Annotated in this window: 18 protein-coding genes, 1 pseudogene and 1 riboswitch; of the genes and pseudogenes, 13 read left to right on the top strand and 6 right to left on the bottom strand. The window is 71.0% G+C overall.

Annotated elements, in window-relative coordinates; translation table 11 throughout:
* Nucleotides 1-129: 129 nt before the first annotated feature.
* A pseudogene (locus C7H75_RS26460) lies at nucleotides 130-2,697 on the top strand (cation-translocating P-type ATPase); the annotation flags it as partial.
* A gap of 65 nt (nucleotides 2,698-2,762) precedes the next feature.
* Here C7H75_RS26460 and C7H75_RS26455 read toward each other — a convergent pair.
* Nucleotides 2,763-2,843, bottom strand: a complete 81-nt coding sequence (locus tag C7H75_RS26455) for an Rv1535 domain-containing protein (protein WP_372442277.1) — start codon at nucleotides 2,841-2,843, stop codon at nucleotides 2,763-2,765.
* 138 nt (nucleotides 2,844-2,981) lie between these two features.
* Here C7H75_RS26455 and C7H75_RS26400 point away from each other — a divergent pair, with 138 nt between their 5' ends.
* Nucleotides 2,982-3,326 (top strand): hypothetical protein, encoded by a 345-nt coding sequence (locus tag C7H75_RS26400; protein WP_064058129.1) that lies wholly within the window; start codon nucleotides 2,982-2,984, stop codon nucleotides 3,324-3,326.
* Nucleotides 3,327-3,333: 7 nt separating this feature from the next.
* On the opposite strand, the gene C7H75_RS08890 is transcribed toward C7H75_RS26400, so the two are convergent.
* From C7H75_RS08890 to C7H75_RS08880, 3 genes are read right to left on the bottom strand one after another with little or no spacing between them, the layout of a single operon-like run.
* Nucleotides 3,334-3,978 (bottom strand): response regulator, encoded by a 645-nt coding sequence (locus C7H75_RS08890; RefSeq protein ID WP_005514250.1) that lies wholly within the window; start codon nucleotides 3,976-3,978, stop codon nucleotides 3,334-3,336.
* Complete coding sequence (locus tag C7H75_RS08885; RefSeq protein ID WP_106851231.1) at nucleotides 3,966-5,216, bottom strand: sensor histidine kinase; 1,251 nt, start codon at nucleotides 5,214-5,216, stop codon at nucleotides 3,966-3,968. The genes C7H75_RS08890 and C7H75_RS08885 overlap by 13 nt, the downstream gene beginning before the upstream one ends.
* A 44-nt stretch (nucleotides 5,217-5,260) precedes the next feature.
* The gene (locus C7H75_RS08880; RefSeq protein ID WP_005514255.1) at nucleotides 5,261-5,737 is read right to left on the bottom strand and encodes a VOC family protein; all 477 of its coding nucleotides are present in this window, start codon (nucleotides 5,735-5,737) and stop codon (nucleotides 5,261-5,263) included.
* Between the two features lie 103 nt (nucleotides 5,738-5,840).
* Here C7H75_RS08880 and C7H75_RS08875 point away from each other — a divergent pair, with 103 nt between their 5' ends.
* From C7H75_RS08875 to C7H75_RS08850, 6 genes are all read left to right on the top strand, one after another.
* A complete protein-coding gene (locus C7H75_RS08875) occupies nucleotides 5,841-6,830 on the top strand; it encodes a helix-turn-helix transcriptional regulator (protein ID WP_084846382.1) in 990 nt (329 codons plus the stop codon).
* Nucleotides 6,831-6,914: 84 nt separating this feature from the next.
* Nucleotides 6,915-7,685, top strand: a complete 771-nt coding sequence (locus C7H75_RS08870; protein WP_064058126.1) for an ABC transporter ATP-binding protein — start codon at nucleotides 6,915-6,917, stop codon at nucleotides 7,683-7,685.
* Between the two features lie 2 nt (nucleotides 7,686-7,687).
* A complete protein-coding gene (locus tag C7H75_RS08865) occupies nucleotides 7,688-10,195 on the top strand; it encodes an ABC transporter permease (RefSeq protein ID WP_233281883.1) in 2,508 nt (835 codons plus the stop codon).
* A gap of 101 nt (nucleotides 10,196-10,296) precedes the next feature.
* Nucleotides 10,297-11,562, top strand: a complete 1,266-nt coding sequence (locus tag C7H75_RS08860; protein WP_084844947.1) for an MFS transporter — start codon at nucleotides 10,297-10,299, stop codon at nucleotides 11,560-11,562.
* Nucleotides 11,559-11,855 (top strand): DUF2470 domain-containing protein, encoded by a 297-nt coding sequence (locus C7H75_RS08855; protein ID WP_005514263.1) that lies wholly within the window; start codon nucleotides 11,559-11,561, stop codon nucleotides 11,853-11,855. The genes C7H75_RS08860 and C7H75_RS08855 overlap by 4 nt, the downstream gene beginning before the upstream one ends.
* Nucleotides 11,856-11,923: 68 nt before the next feature.
* Nucleotides 11,924-12,559, top strand: coding sequence for a nitroreductase family protein (locus C7H75_RS08850; RefSeq protein WP_005514264.1), 636 nt, complete (start codon nucleotides 11,924-11,926; stop codon nucleotides 12,557-12,559).
* Here the strand turns inward: C7H75_RS08850 and C7H75_RS08845 are convergent.
* Entirely contained in the window at nucleotides 12,552-14,120 is a 1,569-nt protein-coding gene (locus C7H75_RS08845) for a carboxylesterase/lipase family protein (protein ID WP_106851230.1), read from the bottom strand. The two genes, C7H75_RS08850 and C7H75_RS08845, sit on opposite strands and share 8 nt — an antisense overlap.
* A gap of 90 nt (nucleotides 14,121-14,210) precedes the next feature.
* A riboswitch (TPP riboswitch) is annotated at nucleotides 14,211-14,307 on the top strand.
* On the opposite strand from C7H75_RS08845, the gene C7H75_RS08840 reads away from it, so the two are divergent.
* The 5 genes from C7H75_RS08840 (at nucleotide 14,301) to C7H75_RS08820 (ending at nucleotide 18,545) form a co-directional block, all read left to right on the top strand.
* Entirely contained in the window at nucleotides 14,301-15,029 is a 729-nt protein-coding gene (locus tag C7H75_RS08840; RefSeq protein WP_084924766.1) for a TenA family protein, read from the top strand. It overlaps the preceding riboswitch by 7 nt.
* Nucleotides 15,026-16,054, top strand: coding sequence for an ABC transporter substrate-binding protein (locus C7H75_RS08835; RefSeq protein WP_013415503.1), 1,029 nt, complete (start codon nucleotides 15,026-15,028; stop codon nucleotides 16,052-16,054). Before C7H75_RS08840 ends, C7H75_RS08835 begins: the two co-directional genes overlap by 4 nt.
* Nucleotides 16,032-16,847, top strand: a complete 816-nt coding sequence (locus C7H75_RS08830; protein ID WP_022594993.1) for an ABC transporter permease — start codon at nucleotides 16,032-16,034, stop codon at nucleotides 16,845-16,847. Before C7H75_RS08835 ends, C7H75_RS08830 begins: the two co-directional genes overlap by 23 nt.
* Nucleotides 16,840-17,601 (top strand): ABC transporter ATP-binding protein, encoded by a 762-nt coding sequence (locus C7H75_RS08825; protein ID WP_005514269.1) that lies wholly within the window; start codon nucleotides 16,840-16,842, stop codon nucleotides 17,599-17,601. The genes C7H75_RS08830 and C7H75_RS08825 overlap by 8 nt, the downstream gene beginning before the upstream one ends.
* 221 nt (nucleotides 17,602-17,822) lie before the next feature.
* Nucleotides 17,823-18,545 (top strand): chymotrypsin family serine protease, encoded by a 723-nt coding sequence (locus C7H75_RS08820; RefSeq protein WP_022594992.1) that lies wholly within the window; start codon nucleotides 17,823-17,825, stop codon nucleotides 18,543-18,545.
* A 100-nt stretch (nucleotides 18,546-18,645) separates the two neighbouring features.
* Here the strand turns inward: C7H75_RS08820 and C7H75_RS08815 are convergent, their stop codons facing one another.
* On the bottom strand, nucleotides 18,646-20,184 hold the full coding sequence (locus C7H75_RS08815) for an FAD-binding protein (RefSeq protein ID WP_005514272.1): 1,539 nt from the start codon (nucleotides 20,182-20,184) through the stop codon (nucleotides 18,646-18,648).
* Between the last annotated feature and the right edge of the window lie 59 nt (nucleotides 20,185-20,243).

Below are 20,243 nucleotides of genomic sequence, written 5' to 3'. Positions count from 1 at the left end.
CCGGCGGATCTGCTGGTGCCGGATCTGGGGGCGGTCTGGCGCATCCTGCGCGCACTGCCCGCCGCCCGCACCGCGAGTCGGCGCGGCATCGAGATCGCTTCCGGCGCGTCACTTCTCGGCTCACTGCTGATGATCCCGGGGACCCACGGGCGCGGCCCGGGGCCCGTCAGTGTCGGCGCCGGTGCGGCCCTGTGGACCGGGCGCAGCCTCGCCCGCGGCGTGCTCCGCGCGGAGCCGCCCCGCCCGAGCCCGCAGCACGACTGGCACGCGATGTCGGTCGACAGGGTGCGCCGGACCGTCGGGTCGCCGCCGCCGAGCCGTGCCGCTGCGGGTCCCGGACGGATCGGCACGACGGTCGGCCGACTCCGCGGTCCCGCCTCCGGTGTGTGGGACTTCGGCCGGTCTCTGCGCACCGAACTGGCCGATCCGCTCACCCCGATCCTGGCGACCGGTTCGGCGGCCAGTGCCGTGCTCGGGTCTCCCGTGGACGCGATCCTCGTCGGGACGGTTCTGGTCGGCAACGCCGCGCTGTCGGCGGCCCAGCGCCTGCATGCCGAACGGCTCCTCACCCGTCTGCTCGCAGGCCAGGACGCCCCGGCACGACGGATCCGCCCGGGCACCGACACCACCGAGTCGGTCGATGCCGCGCTGCTCCGGCCGGGCGATGTGATCGTGGTCCGGCCCGGTGAAGTGGTGCCAGCCGACGGACGACTCGTCGAGGCGGACGGGGTCGAGGTGGACGAGTCGTCGCTCACCGGCGAGTCGATGCCCGTCGACAAGCAGACCGACGCGACTCCCGGTGTGCCGCTCGCGGAACGGACCTGCATGCTGTTCGCCGGCACGACCGTGCTGACCGGCACCGCGACGGCCCTGGTCACGGCCGTCGGCGACGACACCGAGACCGGCCGGGCCGCGGCCCTGTCCCCCGCGCCGGTCCGGAAGGTGGGCCTGCAGTCGCAGTTGCGCGCGCTCACCGACCGGGTGCTCCCGGTCAGCATCGGGGGTGGCGCGCTGGTCACCGCCACGTCGATGCTGCGCGGCGGGGGCCTGCGCTCCGCGGTCACGAGCGGCGTGGCGGTGGCGGTCGCCGCGGTCCCCGAAGGGCTTCCGCTCGTCGCGACGCTGGCACAGCAGGCGGCCGCGCGCCGGCTGACCCGCGCCTCGGTGCTCGTGCGCACCCCACGGTCGGTCGAGGCCCTCGGCCGCGTGGACGCTGCATGTTTCGACAAGACCGGAACCCTCAGCCAGGACCGGCTTCGGGTGACGCAGATCCGTCCGATCGGCACGTGCGACGGCGCCCGGGTGGTCCGTGCGGCCGCCCGGACGTCGGTGACGCCGGACGGGCGCACCGCCGCGCACGCCACCGACCGCGCCGTCGTCGAGGCCGCCGAGGCGACCGAGGAAGGAGCGGAGGCACCGGTCTCGGACGTGGTCCTGCCGTTCCGCGCCGGACGGCCGTACGCGGCGGCGCTGCACGGCACCGAGCTGCTCGTCAAGGGTGCCCCCGAGGTGGTTCTGGCCGCGTGCACCGGTGCCGCTCCCGACGCGCTCGAAACGATCGTCGACGACGTCCGGGCGATGGCGGAGGACGGTCTGCGGGTGATCGCGGTGGCCCGACGCACCGTGCCCGACGACGCGGTCGCACGGGCCGCCGAGGACCCGGACGTCGTCGAATCCCTGTGCGGCCGTGGACTCGAACCGCTCGGACTGTTGGGTCTGTCCGACACCATCCGCCCCGAGGCGACCGACCTGCTGCCCGAACTCGAGGACCGCGGCGTGTCCGTGCGGTTGATCACCGGGGACCATCCGGTGACCGCGGCCGCCATCGCCCGGGACCTGGGACTGGACGTGGACGCCGACGACGTGATGAGCGGGAGCGAATGGGAGTCGCTCTCCCATCGGCGGCAGGAGGCCGCGGTCCACGAGCGGCGGGTGTTCGCCCGGATGTCCCCCGAGCAGAAGGTGCAGATCGTGCAGACGCTCGAACGTTCCGGGAGCGTGTGCGCGATGGTCGGCGACGGTGCCAACGACGCCGCCGCCATCCGCGCCGCGAGCATCGGGATCGGGGTGACCTCCCACGGCAGTCACCCGGCCCGCAGCGCCGCCGACATCCTGCTGATCGGCGGGCACGTCGACGCCATCCTCGATGCCGTCGACGAGGGCCGGCAGCTGTGGCAACGCGTCCAGTCGGCGGTCGCGGTCCTGCTCGGCGGGAACGCGGGCGAGGTGGCGTTCGCGTTGATCGGCAGCGCGATCGGCGGCCGGGCTCCGCTCAACGCGCGGCAGCTGCTGCTCGTGAACCTGTTCACCGACGCGCTACCCGCCGCGGCGCTCGCCGTGAGCCCGCCCAACCGCAATCACGCCTACGACGGCCGCGGACCGGACAGCGCCGCACTGTGGCGGACCGTCGCGATCCGCGGGACCGCGACAGCCGCCGGCGCCGGCGTCGCGTGGGGCATCGCCTCGCTCACCGGGCGGCCGCGGCGAGCGTCGACGGTGGGACTCGTGGCGTTGGTCGGCGCCCAACTGGGGCAGACACTGATCGACTCCCGCAGTCCCCTCGTGGTCGCGACCGCCGCGGGATCGCTGGCGGCGCTGGCCGGGGTGGTCAGCGTTCCCGGGCTGAGCCAATTCCTCGGATGCACGCCCCTGGGACCGGTCGCGTGGGCGCAGGCGCTGGGCCCGGCGGTGGGCGCGACGGCTGCCGCCGCGCTCGCCCCGCACGCCCTCGCGTGGTGGTCGGCGCGCGACGGCCGGGGTGGTCAGTCGACGACGAGAACCCCGGTCCGCAGCAGCACCGCGTACGCGTGGCGCAACGGCGGTGTGAGTACGGAGGTGACCACACCGGTCAACGGATCCGGTCCCGACGGGCGGACGGCCGAGGCGAACGCGGAGAGCGTGGATAACGAAACGATCACGACTCCCACGATGACGGGCCCAGGTGTACGGCAGGTGAACGACGAGGATGGGCAGGACGAACGATGACCGAAGCAACGCTCGACCGCGGCGCCGACCGGGCGTCGCGCAGCGGGGGATCCCCCGGCTCCGGAGCGCACGACTCGTCAGCGCACGGTCCAGGTTCGCACCGGGACGCCCTCGAACGCATCGCGCAGGGATCACGGTTCGCGATCCGCCTGCCGCTCATCGGCGACGTCGGTGTCCCCAAGCCGGAACAACTCGCCTACCTCGGCGCCCTCGGTCTGCTCGCGGCGTTCGAAGTGATCGACTGGCCGGTCGCGCTGGCGATCGCGGTCGGCCACGCGCTCGCCGAGGACCAGCGGCACCGGGCACTGCGCGAGGTGGGCGAGGCACTCGAGAGCGCGTGACCCCGGATCACGACCGCAGGTGCGCGAGCACCGCGAGGACGCGGCGATGCCCGCTGTCCGACGCCGCGAGCCCGAGCTTGGCGAAGATGTTGCCGATGTGCTTGCTCACCGCGGTGTCGCTCACCACCAACCGGCGCGCGATGTCGCCGTTGCCGAGACCCTCGGCCATCAGTCCCAACACCTCGGACTCGCGCGGCGTGAGGCTTCGGATCGGATCGTCGGCGCGCCGCCGGCTCATCAGCTGGGAGATCACCTCGGGATCCATCACGGTGCCGCCGCCGACGACGCGCCGGAGGGCGTCGACGAACTCCTCGACCTTGCCGACCCGTTCCTTGAGGAGATAGCCGACCCCGCCCGCACCTCCGGAGAGCAGATCACCGGCGTAGCGGTCCTCGACGTACGCCGACAGCACCAGCACGGGGAACCCCGGCCGCCGACGCCGGGCCTCGATCGCCGCCTTCAGTCCCTCGTTGGTGAAAGTCGGGGGCATCCGCACATCCAGGACCGCGCCGTCGGGCGGATCGGACTCGAACGATTCCAGGAATTTCTCCGCGTCGTCCACCGCCGCCGTCACCTCGATCCCGACGCTGCCCAGCAGGAGCGCGAGCCCCTCCCGCAGCAGGGCGTCGTCCTCGGCGATCAGAATCCGCACGGTAGTTCCACCTCGAGTCTCGTCGGCCCACCGAATGGGCTGTCCAACGTCACAGTCCCCTCGAACGCTGCCACGCGCCGCCGGATCCCCGCCAATCCGCTACCGGGCCGCTCCACCGCACCGCCGCCGCCGTCGTCGACGACGTCGATCACCATCGTCGCGCCGCCCTCGTCGTCGCGGGTCGCGATGGTCACCTGGACCCGCTCGGCGCCGCTGTGCTTGGCGACGTTGGTGAGAGCCTCGGCGACCACGAAGTACGCCGCGGCCTCGACGGCGGCCGGGGCACGCCGCAGCCCGTCGACGTCGAGCACGCACGACACGGCGCTACGGCCAGCGAGCGCGGAGACCGCACCGCCCAGACCGAGCTCGTCGAGCACGGGCGGGTAGATGTCGTGCACCAGGGTGCGCAGCTCCGACAGCGCGTCCGACGCGGCGTCCTGCGCACGAAGCAGTTGCGGCAGAGCCTGTTCCGGCGCGACGCGCAACGAGCGCTCGGCCAGCCCCAGCATCATCACGACCGCGACCAGCCGGTTCTGGGCACCGTCGTGCAGGTCGCGTTCGATGCGTCGCAGCTCGGCGGCATGCGCGTCGAGCGCCGCGGCACGGCTCGCGGTGAGCGCCGAGACCCGCTCGGACAGTTCGGTTTCCCGCCGCGGGGACAACAACCGCGAGGCCAGCGCACACATGCCCCGCGCCATCACGGGGATCGACCACCAGGCCAGTACCGCGTAGCCGACGGCGAACAACGGCATCGGCGCGGCACCCCACCACGACGTCACGGGGTAGATGCTGCTCACCGGCTCGTCGGGCGGTAGCACCCACCAGTAGAAGGGAATCGCCAAGGTGTTGAGTGCCGCGAGCGGCAGCGCGATCGCCAGCAGGCCCGCCGTCAGGGCCGCGATGGAGTGCACCGCGACCCAGGCGAAGTCGCGTCGAGTGGACGGCGCGACGATCAGACGCCGCAGATCGTCGAAGCCCGGCCGGTCCGGTATCGGCGGGTACCGCTCCCCCACCACCGTCCCGGCATATCGGCCGGCCCGCTGGCGCGCCGACGCGGCCCACCAGCGCAACGCCCGCAGGTACCACGGCAGCGCGAGCCAGCCCACGATGAGCATCAGCGTCGCGGCGATCACCAGACCGACGAACACGAACGCAAACGACACGAGCGCGGCGGCAGCTTCCACCGCGAGGAAGCGGACGGCGCCCCATCGCACCCTCAGTCGTTCGCTCCACGTCATCGGTCCAGCATGCCGCACCGTCCACCCGATGTCGGTACAGCCCGCTACACCATCGGTCGGGCACTTCGATCGGCCGCGACGTCGAGGATCCAGGTGACCCCGAACCGGTCGGTGAGCATGCCGAAGCCGGGCGTCCAAGCCGCCGCGGCGAGCGGTTCGACGATCCGGGCGTCCACCGCCAACCGGTCCCAGTAGTCCCGGACCTCGTCGAGCGTCTGTCCGCGCACGGACACGAAGAACGGCTGATCGGTGACGGTGGTCCCGTTCTCCCGGCGGGTGGATCCCCCGGCCGCCCCGGGGGTGCCCGCGCGGCCGGGAATGTCGTAGGCCATCACCCGGAAGCCGTCTCCGGTCTCGATCTGGCCGAAGACCACGGCGTCGGCACCGGGCGCCTCCCGCGGCATCCCGAGGTCGCCGTAGGTCGCGATCGTGAGATGGCCGCCGAAGACGGTCCGGTAGAACTCGAGGGCTGCGCGGGCGTCGCCGCCGAAGTTGAGGTGAGTGGTCGTGGTGATGCTCATGTCTGCTCCTGGATGAGAACGTGGCGGGCTTGCCCCTGACCGCACCGACCCTCCCAGGGGTATAGGTCGGATTCCGTCCTACAAGGAACTTACGATCGAAGACATGACAGCGGCCACCTCCCGACTCCTCGCGTTGCTGTCGCTTCTGCAGACGCGCCGGGACTGGCCGGGTTCCACGCTGGCCCAGCGGCTCGACATCAGCCCCCGCACGGTGCGCCGGGACATCGACCGGTTGCGGGAGATGGGATACGCCATCCACGCGACGATGGGGCCCACCGGCGGCTACCGGCTGGACGCCGGCAGCGAACTCCCGCCACTGCTGTTCGACGACGACCAGGCCGTCGCGCTGGCGGTGGCCCTGCAGGCTGCTGCCGAGACCGGCGTCGGGATCGAGGAGGCCGCGATCCGCGCGCTGACCACGGTGAGACAGGTGCTCCCCACCCGCCTGCGCCACCGGCTCGACGTACTCGACTTCACGGCGATCCCGGCGGGAAACGGCCCGAGGGACGACGACCCGGTGGCCGCCGATGTGCTGGTGGCGATCTCCACGGCGATCCGTGCGCGCGAGACGCTCCGCTTCGACTACGCGAACGCCGACGGCGCCCGCACCCGCGAGCCGTCACCGCCGCGACGTGTGCAGCCGCACCACCTGGTGACGTCGAATCGGCGCTGGTACCTGGTCGCGTGGGATCTCGAGCGCGAGGCCTGGCGCGTGTTCCGAGCCGACCGCATCAGTCCACGCATCCCCACCGGACCCCGCTTCACGCCCCGCGAGGTCCCCGGGGCCGACGTGGCCGCGTTCGTCTCCGCACGCTTCAAGGGGTCGTCCCACGTGGACGGGTGGCCGTGCCGCGGAAAGGTCGTCCTCCATCGGCCGGCGTCCGACGTCGTGCCCTTCGCGGGCGACGGCGTGGTCGAGGATCTCGGCCCCGACCGATGCGGCCTCGAACTCGGATCCTGGTCGTGGGTGGCCCTCGCGGCCGGCTTGAACCGCTTCGACACCGACATCGACGTCGTCGGACCGCCGGAACTCGTCGACGCGTTCGCCCGGCTGGCAGGCCGCAACGCGCGGACCGCGTCCGGCAGGTCCTGAACCGCCAGGGTGGAGCCAGCTACACCATCGATCGGGTATCGCACGGGATGTTCCGGGAAGCCGCCGCTCCATAGCGTTCCTTCCATGTCCTCCTTCGCTTCCAGCCCACCCTTCGTCGAGAGCCCGCCACGGGCCGCCGTCCGTCTCACCGACGTCACCCGAACGTACGGCTCGGGGCGCACCCGGGTCACCGCACTCGACGACGTCAGCCTCACCCTCGCGCCCGGCAGTTTCACTGCGATCATGGGCCCGTCCGGTTCGGGCAAGAGCACGTTTTTGCACTGTGCCGCCGGCCTCGACCAGCCCACCCGCGGCTCGGTGTGGCTCGGCGACACCGAGATCAGTGCGCTGAAACCCAAGGCACGCACCGTTTTCCGGCGGGATCACATCGGGTTCGTGTTCCAGGCGTACAACCTCATGGCGGCGCTCACGGTCGAACAGAACGTGACGCTGCCGCTGTTGCTCGCCGGGCGCACCGCCGACCGGGCGCATCTCGATCACGTCCTGGACGCGGTCGGACTCGCCGACAAGCGGCACCGCCGTCCGGCCGAGATGTCCGGTGGTCAACAGCAGCGCGTCGCCATCGCGCGCGCGCTCATCACCCAGCCGCACGCGGTGTTCGCGGACGAGCCCACCGGGGCGCTCGACAGCCGCACAGGCCGTCAGGTGCTGGACCTGTTGCGCCGCACCACCACCGAGCTGGGGCAGACGATCGTCATGGTCACGCACGATCCGGTCGCCGCCGCCCACGCGGACCGAGTGGTGTTCCTCGCCGACGGTCGGCTCGTCGGACGGATGGACTCCCCCACCCCCGCCGCGGTCGCCGACCACATGACCCACCTCGGGGAGTGGTGAACGTGGCCGGGCCCCGTCTGCGGACCCTGGCGCGCGCCAACATCCGCGCCCGACGCGGTAGCTTCGCGGCCGTGTTCGTCGCGGTGTTCTGCGCCGCGCTCCTCACGTGCGCGCTCGGCGTGCTGTTCGAATCGGGAATCCGGGGCGGCGTCGCCCCACACCGTTACGCGGGCGCCGACGTCGTGGTCGGGGCGGCGCAAGCCCTCGACGTGCGCGAGGACATCGACCAGCCGTACGTCGAACGGGCGTTGCTGCCGGAGTCCGTCGTCGGCGAACTCGCCGCAATGCCGGGGGTCCGCGGCGCCGTGGCCGACCTCGGCGTTCCCCTCACCACCGACGCCGGCGCACCGCTGGACGCGCACGGGTGGGCATCGAGCGTCCTCGCGCCGTACACGCTGACGTCCGGCCGGGCGCCGGTGTCGCCGGACGAGGTCGTCGTGACCGGGCCGGGCACCGTCGGTGATCGGATCACGCTGCGGCACGGTGGGATCGGCGAAGAGTACGCGGTGGTCGGCATCGCGGCGGCACCCGGCGCCGAACCGGCCGACCGGCAACCGGCGGTGTTCGTGTCCGATGCCCGGATCCGCGGGCTGTGGCCGCACGGCGACCGGGTCGCCGCGGTGGGTGTGCTCGCCGACGAGGGCACCGATGCCGCCGCGCTGGCCGCCCGGGTCCGTGACCACCTGCCCGGGCTCGACGTGCGCACCTACACCGGCACCGCCCGCGGCGACGTCGAATATCTCGACGCCGGTGCGGCCCGCAGCGAACTGATGATGCTGTCCGGATCGTTCGCGGGCCTCGCGATCCTCATCGCGATGTTCGTGGTGGCGAGCACGCTGTCGCTGTCGATCCAGCAGCGCCGACGCGAGTTCGCGTTGCTCCGCGCGATGGGCGCCACACCGGGTCAGGTGCATCGCCTGATCGGCAGCGAGGTGCTACTGGTCGCCGGCGTCGCCGCGCTGCTCGGTGCGGGTCCCGGCTATGCGCTCGCACAGGTCCTCGGGGCACAGTTCGCCGAGGCCGGTGTGTTGTCGTCGGATTTCGCGCTCGCGTACAGCCCGCTCCCGGCCGTGGTCGGGGTTCTGCTGGCCGTCGTCACCGCGCGGATCGCCGCGGCGGTCGCCGCCCGACGTCCGGCCCGCCTGGATCCCACCGAGGCGCTGCGGGAGTCGGCTGTGGAGCCGTCCTCCATCGGTAAGGGCCGACTCGTCACGGGGCTCGTGTTCGGCGCAGGAGGTCTGGCCACGTCGATGCTCCCGGCAGTGCTGCCCGGACAGGCCGCGCTGGCCGGCGCGGGTGCTTCCGCCGTCCTGCTGGTGATCGCGGTGGCGCTGCTGGGCCCGATGCTGGTCGGCGGCGCGGTCCGAGTGTTCGGCGGACCGCTGCGCCGCAGCGCGTCGCCCGCGCTCGTGCTGGCCGCCGCCAACTCCGGGGCCCGGGCCCGCCGTCTCGCCGCCGCCATCACCCCGCTGGCACTCGCCATCGCGATCGGCTCGGTCCAGCTGTTCACGCAGGACACCGTCGCCGCGGCCGCCGACCACCAGTCCCGCGCGGGCATCACCGCAGATCTCGTCGTCACCGCTCCCGCCGGACTCGCTGCCGACCTCGTCGACGCAATCGAAGCGGAACCCGCTGTGCGCGCGGCCAATCCGATCACCCGGACGCAGGCGTTGTTCACGACCGGTGGCGATTCGCCGTCCACCGACCCGTACCCGGTCCAGGGCATCGATCCCGCAGCGACGGACTCCACCCTCGACCTCGACGTCCGCGACGGCGACCTCGGACAGCTGCGCGAGGGCACCGTCGCCCTCAGCACCGACGCAGCATTCTCCATGAGCGCGGGTGTGGGAGATACCGTGCCACTGCGACTCGGCGACGGCACACTCGTCACCCCCACGGTGATCGCGACGTACGGCCGCGGACTCGGCTTCGGCGACGTCACACTCCCTACCCCGCAGGTGCTGGCACACACCACCACAGGACTGACCGACATGCTCCTCGTCGCCGCCGAACCAGGCCGCGTCGACGAGGCCCGGGCCGCGATCACCGCGACGGGCGGCGTCGTGGTCTCCGATCGCGCCGAGTTCGCCGCCGCCGGGCAGGAGCAGCGCCGCACGCAGGCCTGGGTGAGCATCGTGGCACTCGCGGTCCTGCTCGGCTACCTCGCCGTCGCGGTGGTGAACACCCTCGTACTCGCAACCGCCGAGCGAGGCCGAGAGTTCGCGCTGCTGCGACTCGTCGGCGCGAGCAGTCGGCAGGTGCGCGGCATGATGCGCGCCGAGTCGGTGATCGTGGTGACCGTCGCGGCCGTGGTGGGATCGCTCATCGCGCTACCCCCGCTCGCGGGTGTCGCGGCCGCGGTGTCCGGCCGTCCGATCCCGAGCGTCGACCCGCGCGTCTACGCCCTCATCCTCGGGGTGACGGTCCTGCTGGGGCTCGTCGCGATCGCGATTCCGACGCGGACCGCGATGCGCCAGGACCCGGTGACGGCGATCGGGACCCGCGAATAGGAGCGGGAACGCGCGATGGCGCGGCCGGAAAACCGCTCGCGCGGATTCCGGCCGCGCTGTTAGCTTCGACAGCGACGCCCGATCGACCGAAAGCCCGCGCCGTGAGTACCCCCCACCAGACGACGAGCCGACGACTCACGCCGCTGATCCTGCTCAACGTCGCGACGCTGTTCTCGGCGACCGGCAACGGGATCGTGATCGTCGCCCTACCGTGGCTGGTCCTGGAACAGACCGGCCGCGCAACCGACGCGGCGATCGTCGCGGGCGCCGCCACGCTGCCACTGCTGCTCGCGAGCCTGTTCTCCGGCACCGTGGTCGATCGATTCGGACGGCGGCCCACCTCGCTGGTGTCCGACGCGTTGTCCGCACTCTCGGTGGCTGCGATTCCTATCGCCGCGGGCACGGTCGGGCTGTCCGTCCCGGTGCTCGCGGCGCTGGCCGCCCTCGGGGCGACGTTCGATCCCGCCGGCATCTCCGCTCGGGAATCGATGCTGCCTGCGGCGACGAAGGCCGCGGGCTGGCGACTCGACCGCGTCAACAGCCTGTACGAGGCCAACTACAACGTCGCGTACCTGGTGGGGCCGGGTATCGGCGGTGTACTGATCGCGCTGGTGGGACCCGAGAGCACACTGTGGGTCACCGCGGTGTGCTTCGTCCTGTCGATCGTCACGATCGCGTTCCTCAGGCTCGAGCACTCCGGGCGACCCGATCACGAGACCCGCCCGAAGTCGATGTGGTCGGGCACGCTGGAGGGCCTGCGTTTCGTGTGGCGCGACCGCCTGCTGCGGACCCTCGCGCTCGTGGACATGGTGATCGTCGCGCTGTACATGCCGATCGAATCCGTGCTGTTTCCCAAGTACTTCACCGACCGCGGCGAACCGGCCCAGCTCGGCTGGGTGCTCATGGCGATGAGCATCGGCGGGCTCGTCGGCGCACTGTCCTACGGGGCGCTGGCGCCCTACCTCAGGCGCCGGAACCTGATGCTCGTCGCGGTCACCGGGCTCGGTCTCGCAATGATCGGCATGGCGTTCCTGCCACCGCTGTGGGTACTGCTGACGCTGTCCGTCGTGATCGGTCTCGTGTACGGGCCGGTGGGACCGATCGCCAACTGGGCCATGCAGACCCGCAGTCCCGAACACATGCGCGGCCGCGTCGTCGGGGTGATGACCTCCACCGCGTACGCGGCCGGGCCGCTCGGCTACCTGCTGGCGGGACCGCTCATCGACCAGCTCGGCATCCGCACCACGTTCTTCGCACTCGCGATCCCGGTGGTCGCCGTCGCGGCGGTGTGCTTCGCGTTGCCGGTGCTGCGCGAGCTCGACGCCGACCGGAAGCCGCCGACGGTGCGGTTAGGCTCCCCGTCATGACCACCTTCGACGCTGCAGTCGTCACCGCCGTGACCGGCCACATGAACGGCGACCACACCGAGGACAATCTGCTCATCGTGCGTGCCTTCGCGGAGCCCGACGCCACCGCCGCCCGCATGACCGGGTTGGACGGGCGGTCCGGCGAGTGGGTCGCCGAGGTCGACGGCGTCGACCGGACGGTGCGGGTGCCGTGGCTCGGCCCCGTCACCGACCGCGCGTCGATCCGCACCGAAGTGGTTGCGCTGTACCGCGCGGCGTGCGAGAAGCTCGGAGTCGCGCCCGACGAGCACTGACCAGCCCCCGGCGGTATGGTCCGTTCGCCTGCAACGATCGTTGCGGACGGACGAAAGGACTGCGTCTCGTGGATCTCGAAACTGCCCTCACCACCACCCGCACGGTCCGCAAGCGCCTCGACTTCTCCCGCCCCGTGCCGCGTGAGGTGATCGACGAGTGCCTCCGGCTGGCCCTGCAGGCACCCAACGGCTCCAATCGCCAACTGTGGCACTGGGTGATCGTCGACGATCCTGCGGTGCGCGCGCAGGTCGCCGATCTGTACCGCGAGGGTCTGGCCGACGCGATGGGTCGGACGAACATGCGCAATCCCGATCCCGCCCAGTCCGGTCGGATCCGGCCGTCCGTCGAATACCTCGGCGAACATCTGCACGAGGTCCCAGCCCTCGCCATCCCGGTGCTGAAGGACGATGCCCGCGGCATGGAGGTCTTCATGCAGGCCAGCCGGTGGGGCTCCGTGATCCCCGCGGTATGGAGTTTCATGCTCGCGTTGCGGGCCCGCGGGCTCGGCTCGGCATGGACGACCGTGCACCTGCTCCGCGAGCGCCGGATGGCGGATCTGCTCGGAATCCCGGACGGCTACACACAGGTGGGACTCTTTCCCGTGGCATACACACTCGGCACCGACTTCAAGCCCGCGTCGCGCCGACCGGTGGACGAGGTGCGCAGTTGGAATCGCTTCGAGGCGCCGCAATCTGCTAGCTGAACCCCATCGCCTCGTCGCCCCACGCCACCCGCATCGCACGGTCCGGGTCCACGACGAGGCTGTCGTGCCCGTCGATCAGGAGCGTCGACCGGTTCTCCTCGCTGTACGGCGCCCAGTGCTTGGAGCCGTCGAGCGCGGCGGGGACACCGTGGCGGGCGAAGGCGAGCCAGCGACGCTGTATGCGGCCCGACACCTCGATCGCACCCCTGCGACCACCCAGCCAGAACGTGGGGTCCGGGTTCAGTGTGCCGAAATTCCCGAACACGTACGGTAACTCGGTCGCATGTGCCGCACCGACCCGCGCCGCCTTGAGCAGCGGAGTGGCGTGATCGAAGCGGTACACCCAGGTCTGCGAGTGCCGGCTGTGCGCGTCGGCCACCCAGAGTGCGGGCATTCGAAACGCCGCGTCGCGCGAGATCGCCAGCACTCCTCGCGCTTTCGCGCTTGCCGGGTAGGCGGCGACGATCTCCGCGAGCCGGAGCGGCGACAGCCCCGGGTTGTCCTCGGCGAGACCGGCGAACATCTGCTGCACCGCCTCCGGGCTCACCGGCAACAGCGGGGAGCGCATGAACTTGAAGATCGACGCCTCGTCCCGGTTCGAACCGATGATGAGCGGGATCCGGTGCGAGTACCCCTTCTGGAACGCGGCGACCGGATAGTGCGGAACGAGATCGCGGTCCACCACCGGCGCCATTGCCAACGTGCCCGGCACCTTCGTGGGCACCTCGTTCACCAGAAGATCGCCGGCCTTCACCAAGTGTTCGACCGGCATGGCGGCGAGGTCGCCGATCCGGTCGCCGGGCAGGTCCAGGATCTCGAGGAAGCGGGCCGCGACGGAAGCTGCCCGCTCGGCGCCGTAGACGGACGTCGACGGCGGACTCTGCGCGATCGCGCGGTGGAACAGTCCTTCCGCCCGTGGCACCGTCATCAGGGTGGTGATCGAACCGCCGCCGGACGACTCGCCGAACACCGTCACCTCGTCGGGGTCGCCACCGAACGCGGCGATGTTGTCTCGCACCCACTCGAGCGCCGCGATCTGGTCCCGCAGGCCGAGATTCGACTCGAATGTCCGGCTCGCGGTCGAGAACGACGACAGATCGAGGAACCCGAGCGTCCCAAGCCGGTAGTTGAAGGTCACCAGCACGACGTCGCCGCGCTCGGCCAGCAGCCGGCCGTCGTAGATCGGTTGCGCGGACGAACCCAGACAGTAGGCGCCGCCGTGGATCCACACCATCACCGGACGCGGGGTCCCGTCCGGCCGGGGCGCCCACACGTTGACCGTCAGACAGTCCTCGTCGATCCGCATCGTCGGGTCGAGGGGCACCGACGTGTCGTGGCCCTGCGGCGCCATGGCCCCGAAGGCGGCCGCATCGAGCACATCGCTCCAGGGTGACGCGGGAACCGGGCTACGGAAGCGCAGGTCTCCCACGGGCGGAGCCGCGTAGGGGATTCCCTTCCACACGAAAACCGAACCGTCGGCATACCCGCGAACGGGGCCGCACGGAGCCTCGATCACCAGGCTTCCCGGCGCCTGCGCCGAGGCGGTCTCGACAGCTTCCATCGCGCGGCCCTCCTCACCGCCGGCAGGCCATCGACCGGGGCTGCCGACCGATTGCCAAGGTACCAATCATGCGGTGCTAAGGTCGGCTCGTTCACTGACACGGGGTGCTCCGCACGGGCGGGGCTGAGATCACACCCGGGAACCTGCATCAGGTAATGCTGACGAAGGGATGTCAAGGCGATGACTACGCCTGTCCATGACACAACTGTCCACTCCGCCGCCGACGGCGCGCGGTTCACCGATCTGCTGTGGGACCGCACCGCGGTGCTGCGTGCCGCGATCGACGACATGGAGTTCCTGCGCCGACTCGGTGACGGCACACTGCCGCTCGACGTGTTCCGCACGTACATCGAGCAGGACTCGCTGTACCTCGCCGAGTACGCCAAAGCCCTGGCGCTCCTGGCGGTCAAGGCACCGGATCCGCAGACCGCCGCCTTCTGGGCGACGTCGGCGGCGACCGCCGCCGTCGTCGAGACGGAACTGCACGAGGGCCTGCTGAGCAGCGGGGTACTGCCCCGGGCGGCGACCGCGGCCGAGCACTCGCAGGCCTGCCTGGGATACGTGTCGTACCTGACCGCGACCGCATCCACCGAGTCGTACCCGGTGGCGGCCGCGGCGGTCCTGCCGTGCTTCTGGATCTACGCCGAGGTGGGACGACGCCTGGCCGCCGACGCGCACGAGGTGCTCGCCGCCGACCCCTCGCACCCCTACGCGCGGTGGGTCACCACGTACGACGACCCGGCCTTCCACGAGTCCGTGGCGACCGCCCGGCGCCTCGTCGACGCGGCCGCGGACGCCGCGACCGCCGAACAGCGCGAGGCGATGATCCGCGCGTTCGTCGTCGCGACCCGGTACGAATTCATGTTCTGGGACACCGCCCTGAACCCGCAGCCCTGGCCCGCGTCGTGACGTCGATGTCGCGGCTGCGCCGCGTCCTGGCCACGTCGGCGATCGTCGCGTCCGCGATGAGCATCCTCACCGGGTGCGCGAGCTCCGACGATTCCGGCGACACCATCCGGTTCGCACTCGACTGGACGCCGAACACCAACCACACCGGACTGTACGTCGCGCTGCAGGAGGGCTACTTCGCGGACGCGGGCCTGAACGTCGAAGTGCTGCCGTACAACAACACCTCGCCCGACACCCTCGTCGACGCCGGCAACGCCGAATTCGGTACCAGTTTCCAGGATTCGGCCACGTTCTCCCGCGCCGCCGGTGCGCAGACCGTGTCGGTCCTGGCGCCGCTGCAGCACTGGGCCACGGGTATCGGGGTCCGAGCGGACCGCGCCGACCTCGCGAGCCCGAGGGATCTCGACGGCAAGACGTACGCCGGCTTCGGCGACCCGGGCGAGCGGGAGACGCTGCGCCAGGTGATCCGGAACGACGGCGGCACAGGCGACTTCGAGACCGTCGTGCTCGGGACCTCCGCGTACGAAGCCGTATACGGCGGGCAGGCCGACTTCACGGTGTCGTACTTCGCGTGGGAGGGCGTCGAGGCGGCGCGCCGCGGCACCCCGATGCGCTACTTCCACTACACCGACTTCGGGTTCCCCGACGCCTACGCGATCGTCGTGAACGGCAACGAGAAGTGGCTCGCCGAACACCCCGAGCAGGCCCGCAAGTTCGTGCAGGCACTCCAGCGCGGCTACCAGGTGGCCGCCGACGATCCGGACCGCGGCGCGAAGGCCCTCATCGACGCGAACCCGGGGGTCTTCAGCGACGAGGAGTTGGTGGTCGAGAGCCAGCGGATGCTGGCGGCCGACTACATGAAGGACGCATCCGGCCGGGTCGGAACTCAGACGCGGGAGCAGTGGGCCGGGTACTCGGGATTCCTGTACGAACACGGACTGCTCGCCGGCCCCGACGGCAAACCACTGACGGCGGAACCGGATTGGTCGACGTACTTCACCGATGAGTATCTCGCGACCCCGTAAGCGCGACGCGACGACCACCGCCGGTCCGGTTCGCCGGCTACTTCCGGCGGTGGTGGTCGCACTCGCGCTCGTCGCGGCGTGGCAGGTCTACGTGACGATCAGCGGGATCCGCCCTCAGGTGCTGCCGTCGCCGGGCCGTGTGCTCGAGCAGGGCTGGGCCCACCGCGACGACATCGCCGTGCACGCCTGGGCGACGCTGCAGGTGACGCTGATCGGGTTCGCGGTCTCGTTGGTCGTGGCGTGGGCGCTCGCGGTCCTGGTCGACTTCTCGCCCTGGCTGCGAAGGGCTTTCGTGCCACTGTTCGTGGTGTCGCAGACTCTGCCGATCATCGCGATCGCGCCGCTGATGATCATCTGGTTCGGCTTCGGCCTGCTGCCCAAGGTCCTGGTCATCGCGCTCGCGACGTTCTTCCCGATGGCGATCGGGCTCGTCGAGGGGTTCGCCTCGGCCGATCGCGAGGCCGGCGCGCTGCTGCGCAGCATGGGCGCGTCGAAGTGGCAGCAGTTCCGGTACGTGCGGTTGCCGTCCGCCCTCCCCCGGTTCTTCACGGCGCTGCGCATCGGCGTCACCTACGCGGTCGTCGGCGCCGTGTTCGCCGAGTATGTCGGCGCGAGTTCCGGACTCGGCATCTACATGAGCGTGCAGAAGAACTCGTTCCGCACCGACCTGGTCCTCGCGGCCGTCCTGGTGACCGCGACCATCAGTGTCGCCCTGTACCTGTGCACGTTCGCGATCGAACGGGTCGTCGCGCCGTGGATCCAGCAACCCGGGCGGGAGGAACGTCGTGGCTGAGGTCCCCGTCGTCGAGCTGGCGACCGTCACCAAGTCGTTCGGCACCAGGCGGGTGCTCGACGGCATCGACCTCGCCGTACGGCAGGGCGAGTTCGTCTCGGTGATCGGCCCCAGTGGTTGCGGCAAGAGCACTGTGTTCGGGATCGTCGCAGGTCTCGACTCCCCCGATTCGGGATCGGTGTCCGCACCCACGTGCGCGCACATGCCGCAGAAGGATCTGCTGTTTCCGTGGCGCTCCGTGCTGGAGAACACGGCGCTCGGACTCGAGGTCCAGCGGCTCCCGAAGAAGCAGGCCCGCGCCCGCGCCGCCGAGCTGTTCCCGAGGTTCGGGCTCGCGGGCTTCGAGGACGCCCGGCCACACCAGCTGTCGGGCGGGATGCGGCAGCGCGCGGCGTTGCTGCGTACGGTCGTCCAGGACCGCTCGGTCCTGCTGCTCGACGAGCCGTTCGGCGCACTGGACTCGCTCACCCGCACCGAGATGCAGACCTGGCTGCAGGACGTCTGGCAGCAGTATCGCTGGACCGTCCTGATGATCACGCACGACGTGCGCGAGGCGGTGTTCCTGTCGGACCGGGTGATCGTGCTGTCCGCGCGCCCCGCGACCGTGCGCCGAGAGGTGGTCGTCGACCTGCCGCGGCCGCGGGAACTGCCGATCGTGACGTCGCCGGAGTTCGCGGCCGTCGAACGCGAACTCATCGAGGTCCTGCACGAGGAATCCCGGCGGGCGCTGGCCGAGCAGGAGGCCGTCGACTGATCCGGTACCGGACGGTCGCCACTCTCGAATCCGCGAAATCGTTTCCTACACAAGGGAACTGGTCGGTTCATGCGCGTTTGAGACAAAGCTTGCAGAACTCTCGACGGATCGAGACTTCCTCGTTACGCTTCCGTTATGGCGCACGGATGAGGCCGATCGCCTCCCTCGCCGGTTCTCACCTCCATAACCCGGGTGCCGCCCACCCGACAGGGAAGTTCACGATGACGAAACGCGTTCTGCTCACCGCCCTCGCCGCATGCGCTGCGCTCGCCCCAGCGTTCGCCCCCGCCGCGGCGGCGGCAACCGACACGGCAACAGCCGACACGGCAACGGCTACCGGCACGGTGTCGAACGGCATCGGATGGACGGCGAAGCCGGACGCCGGCCCGTCGAATCCGATGCAGAACCAGGAGTACTGCACCCTCGGCGTCGTCGGCACCGACGCCCTGGGCCACAAGATCGCCATCTCGGCGGGGCACTGCGTCTCCGCGGCCGCAGGTGGCGCCGCCGATTTCCCGGACGGCTCCACGGTGTACCGCTTCGGGCCGTCCGGCACCGGCGATCCGATCGGAACCGTCGCCTACCGCGACCCACGGATCGACTACGTGGTGATCGAGCTGAATCCCGACGCGGTGCTCTCGTCGGACGGGCCGGAGGCGCGGATCGACAGCCTCGGGCCGGCGCATCCGGACGGCATGCTGTGCAAGGCCGGCGTGCGGACGGGTCTGACCTGCGGACCTATCTACGGCCAGGAAGCACAGCGGATCAGTTCGTTCGTCACCGCGAACGGCGGCGATTCCGGCGGCCCCGCGTTCGTCAACGGTTCACAGCTCGTGGGCATGACCCGGGCCCCGTTCGAGTTCGTCGACATCGCCGCGGTTCTGGGTGGTATCGAGGCCCAGTCGAACCCGGTCGGCAAGGGATTCACCGTGACGGACAGCTGAGCCGACGGACAGCTGAGCCGCCGGACGATCGACAGCCGCCGAAACGCCACGCGCCCCGCCGCCGGGAAACCGGCAGCGGGGCGCGTGAGTGCGTTTCGGCTTACTTGCCGGCGATGTTCATCGCGGCGATGTGGCTGAACAGCATGGAGGTGCCGATCGGGTTACCGCCACCGGGGTAGGTGGTGCCGCTCGGGGCCGCCATGGTGTTGCCGGCCGCGTACAGACCGGGGATCGGGTTGCCGGAGGTGTCGAGCACCCGCGCCGCGGTGTCGGTACGCAGACCGCCCTTGGTGCCGAGGTCGGAGATGCCGAACGCGGCAGCGTGGAACGGACCCTGCTCGATCGGGATCAGCGCCGGGCCGCCGCCGGTGAACGCCCGGTCGTACGCCTCGTCGCCGCGACCGAAGTCCTCGTCGACGTCGTTGGCGGCCATCGCGTTGAACCGCTCCACCGTTGCCAGCAGGTTCTCCGCCGGGACACCGATCTTTCCGGCCAGCTCCTCGAGCGTGTCGGCGGTGTGCCACAGGCCGGCGTCGACGTACTTCTCGGTCTCGACCATCGAGACGTTGGTGGCCGCGATCGGCGGCCGCTGGCCCTGCTTGTCGTCGTAGATCATCCAGTACGGCAGCGTGACCGAGCCGTCCTCCATGCCCGCGATGATGTCGCGGCCGAGGCGGTCGTACGGCGCGTACTCGTTGACGAAGCGCTTGCCGTCGTCGTTGACGAAGATGCCGCCGGTGAAGCACAGCGCGAACGCGGAACGTCCGTCCGGGTGGGTCAGGCCCGGCGACCACCACGCCTGGTCCATCAGGTCGGTGTCGGCACCGACGGCGATACCGGCCTGGTGTGCCTGGCCGACGTTGCCCCACGGACCCATCGTGTCGCGCGCGACACCGGGGACGCCGTACTTCTGGCGCAGCTCGTCGTTGCCCTCGAAGCCGCCGGCCGCCAGGATGACGCCCTTGCGGGCGCGGATCGCGACCTGCTCGCCGTCACGCTCGACGAGCGCGCCGACGACGGCGCCGTCCTCGACCACCAGCTCGACGAGCGGGGTGTTGAGGTTCAGCTTCGCGTTCGGGTAGTTGCCGATCGCCTTGAGGAAGCGACCGACGAGCGCGCGGCCGCCGATCAGCATCTCGGGCAGGTCGGCGCCGAGCCGGTCGAAGTCGAGCGGTCCGCGGACGAGCTTGTGCAGGTCACCGACCTCGGAGATCGGCAGCGGCGTCGGCATCGTGTGGCGCTGGCCGTCGTTGCGTGCCTTCGGCATCTTGCCGTAGTAGTCGGGCCACGGCAGCATCTCGAACTTGAGGTTCTCGTCCTGCTCGAGGTACTCGACCAGCGGAGCGCCGCCCTTGACGTAGGTGTCCTGCAGCTCGCGCGGGGTCCGGTCGCCGACGACGGCGTGGTAGTACTCGAGCGCGTCCTCGATCGTGTCGTCGGTGCCGGCGCGCTTGAGCACCGGGTTGGCCGGGAACCAGAACCCGCCGCCACCGGAGTACGCGGTGGTGCCGCCGAACTTGTCCGTCGCCTCGACCAGGATCACGTCGAGGCCCTCGCGAGCCGCGGTGTACGCGCCGGTGACGCCACCGGCGCCCGACCCGGCCACCAACACGTCACATTCTTCGTTCCAGTTGACCATCGTTCAGCCTTTCCCGGCGCCGCCGGATTGGGTTCTCCGCCTTGTCGATGCGGAAGTCG

Origin of the sequence: Rhodococcus (subgen. Prescottella) equi, assembly GCF_003013675.1 — a bacterium.
GTDB lineage: Bacteria > Actinomycetota > Actinomycetes > Mycobacteriales > Mycobacteriaceae > Prescottella > Prescottella equi.
This window is presented reverse-complemented; position numbering and strand designations above follow the sequence as displayed.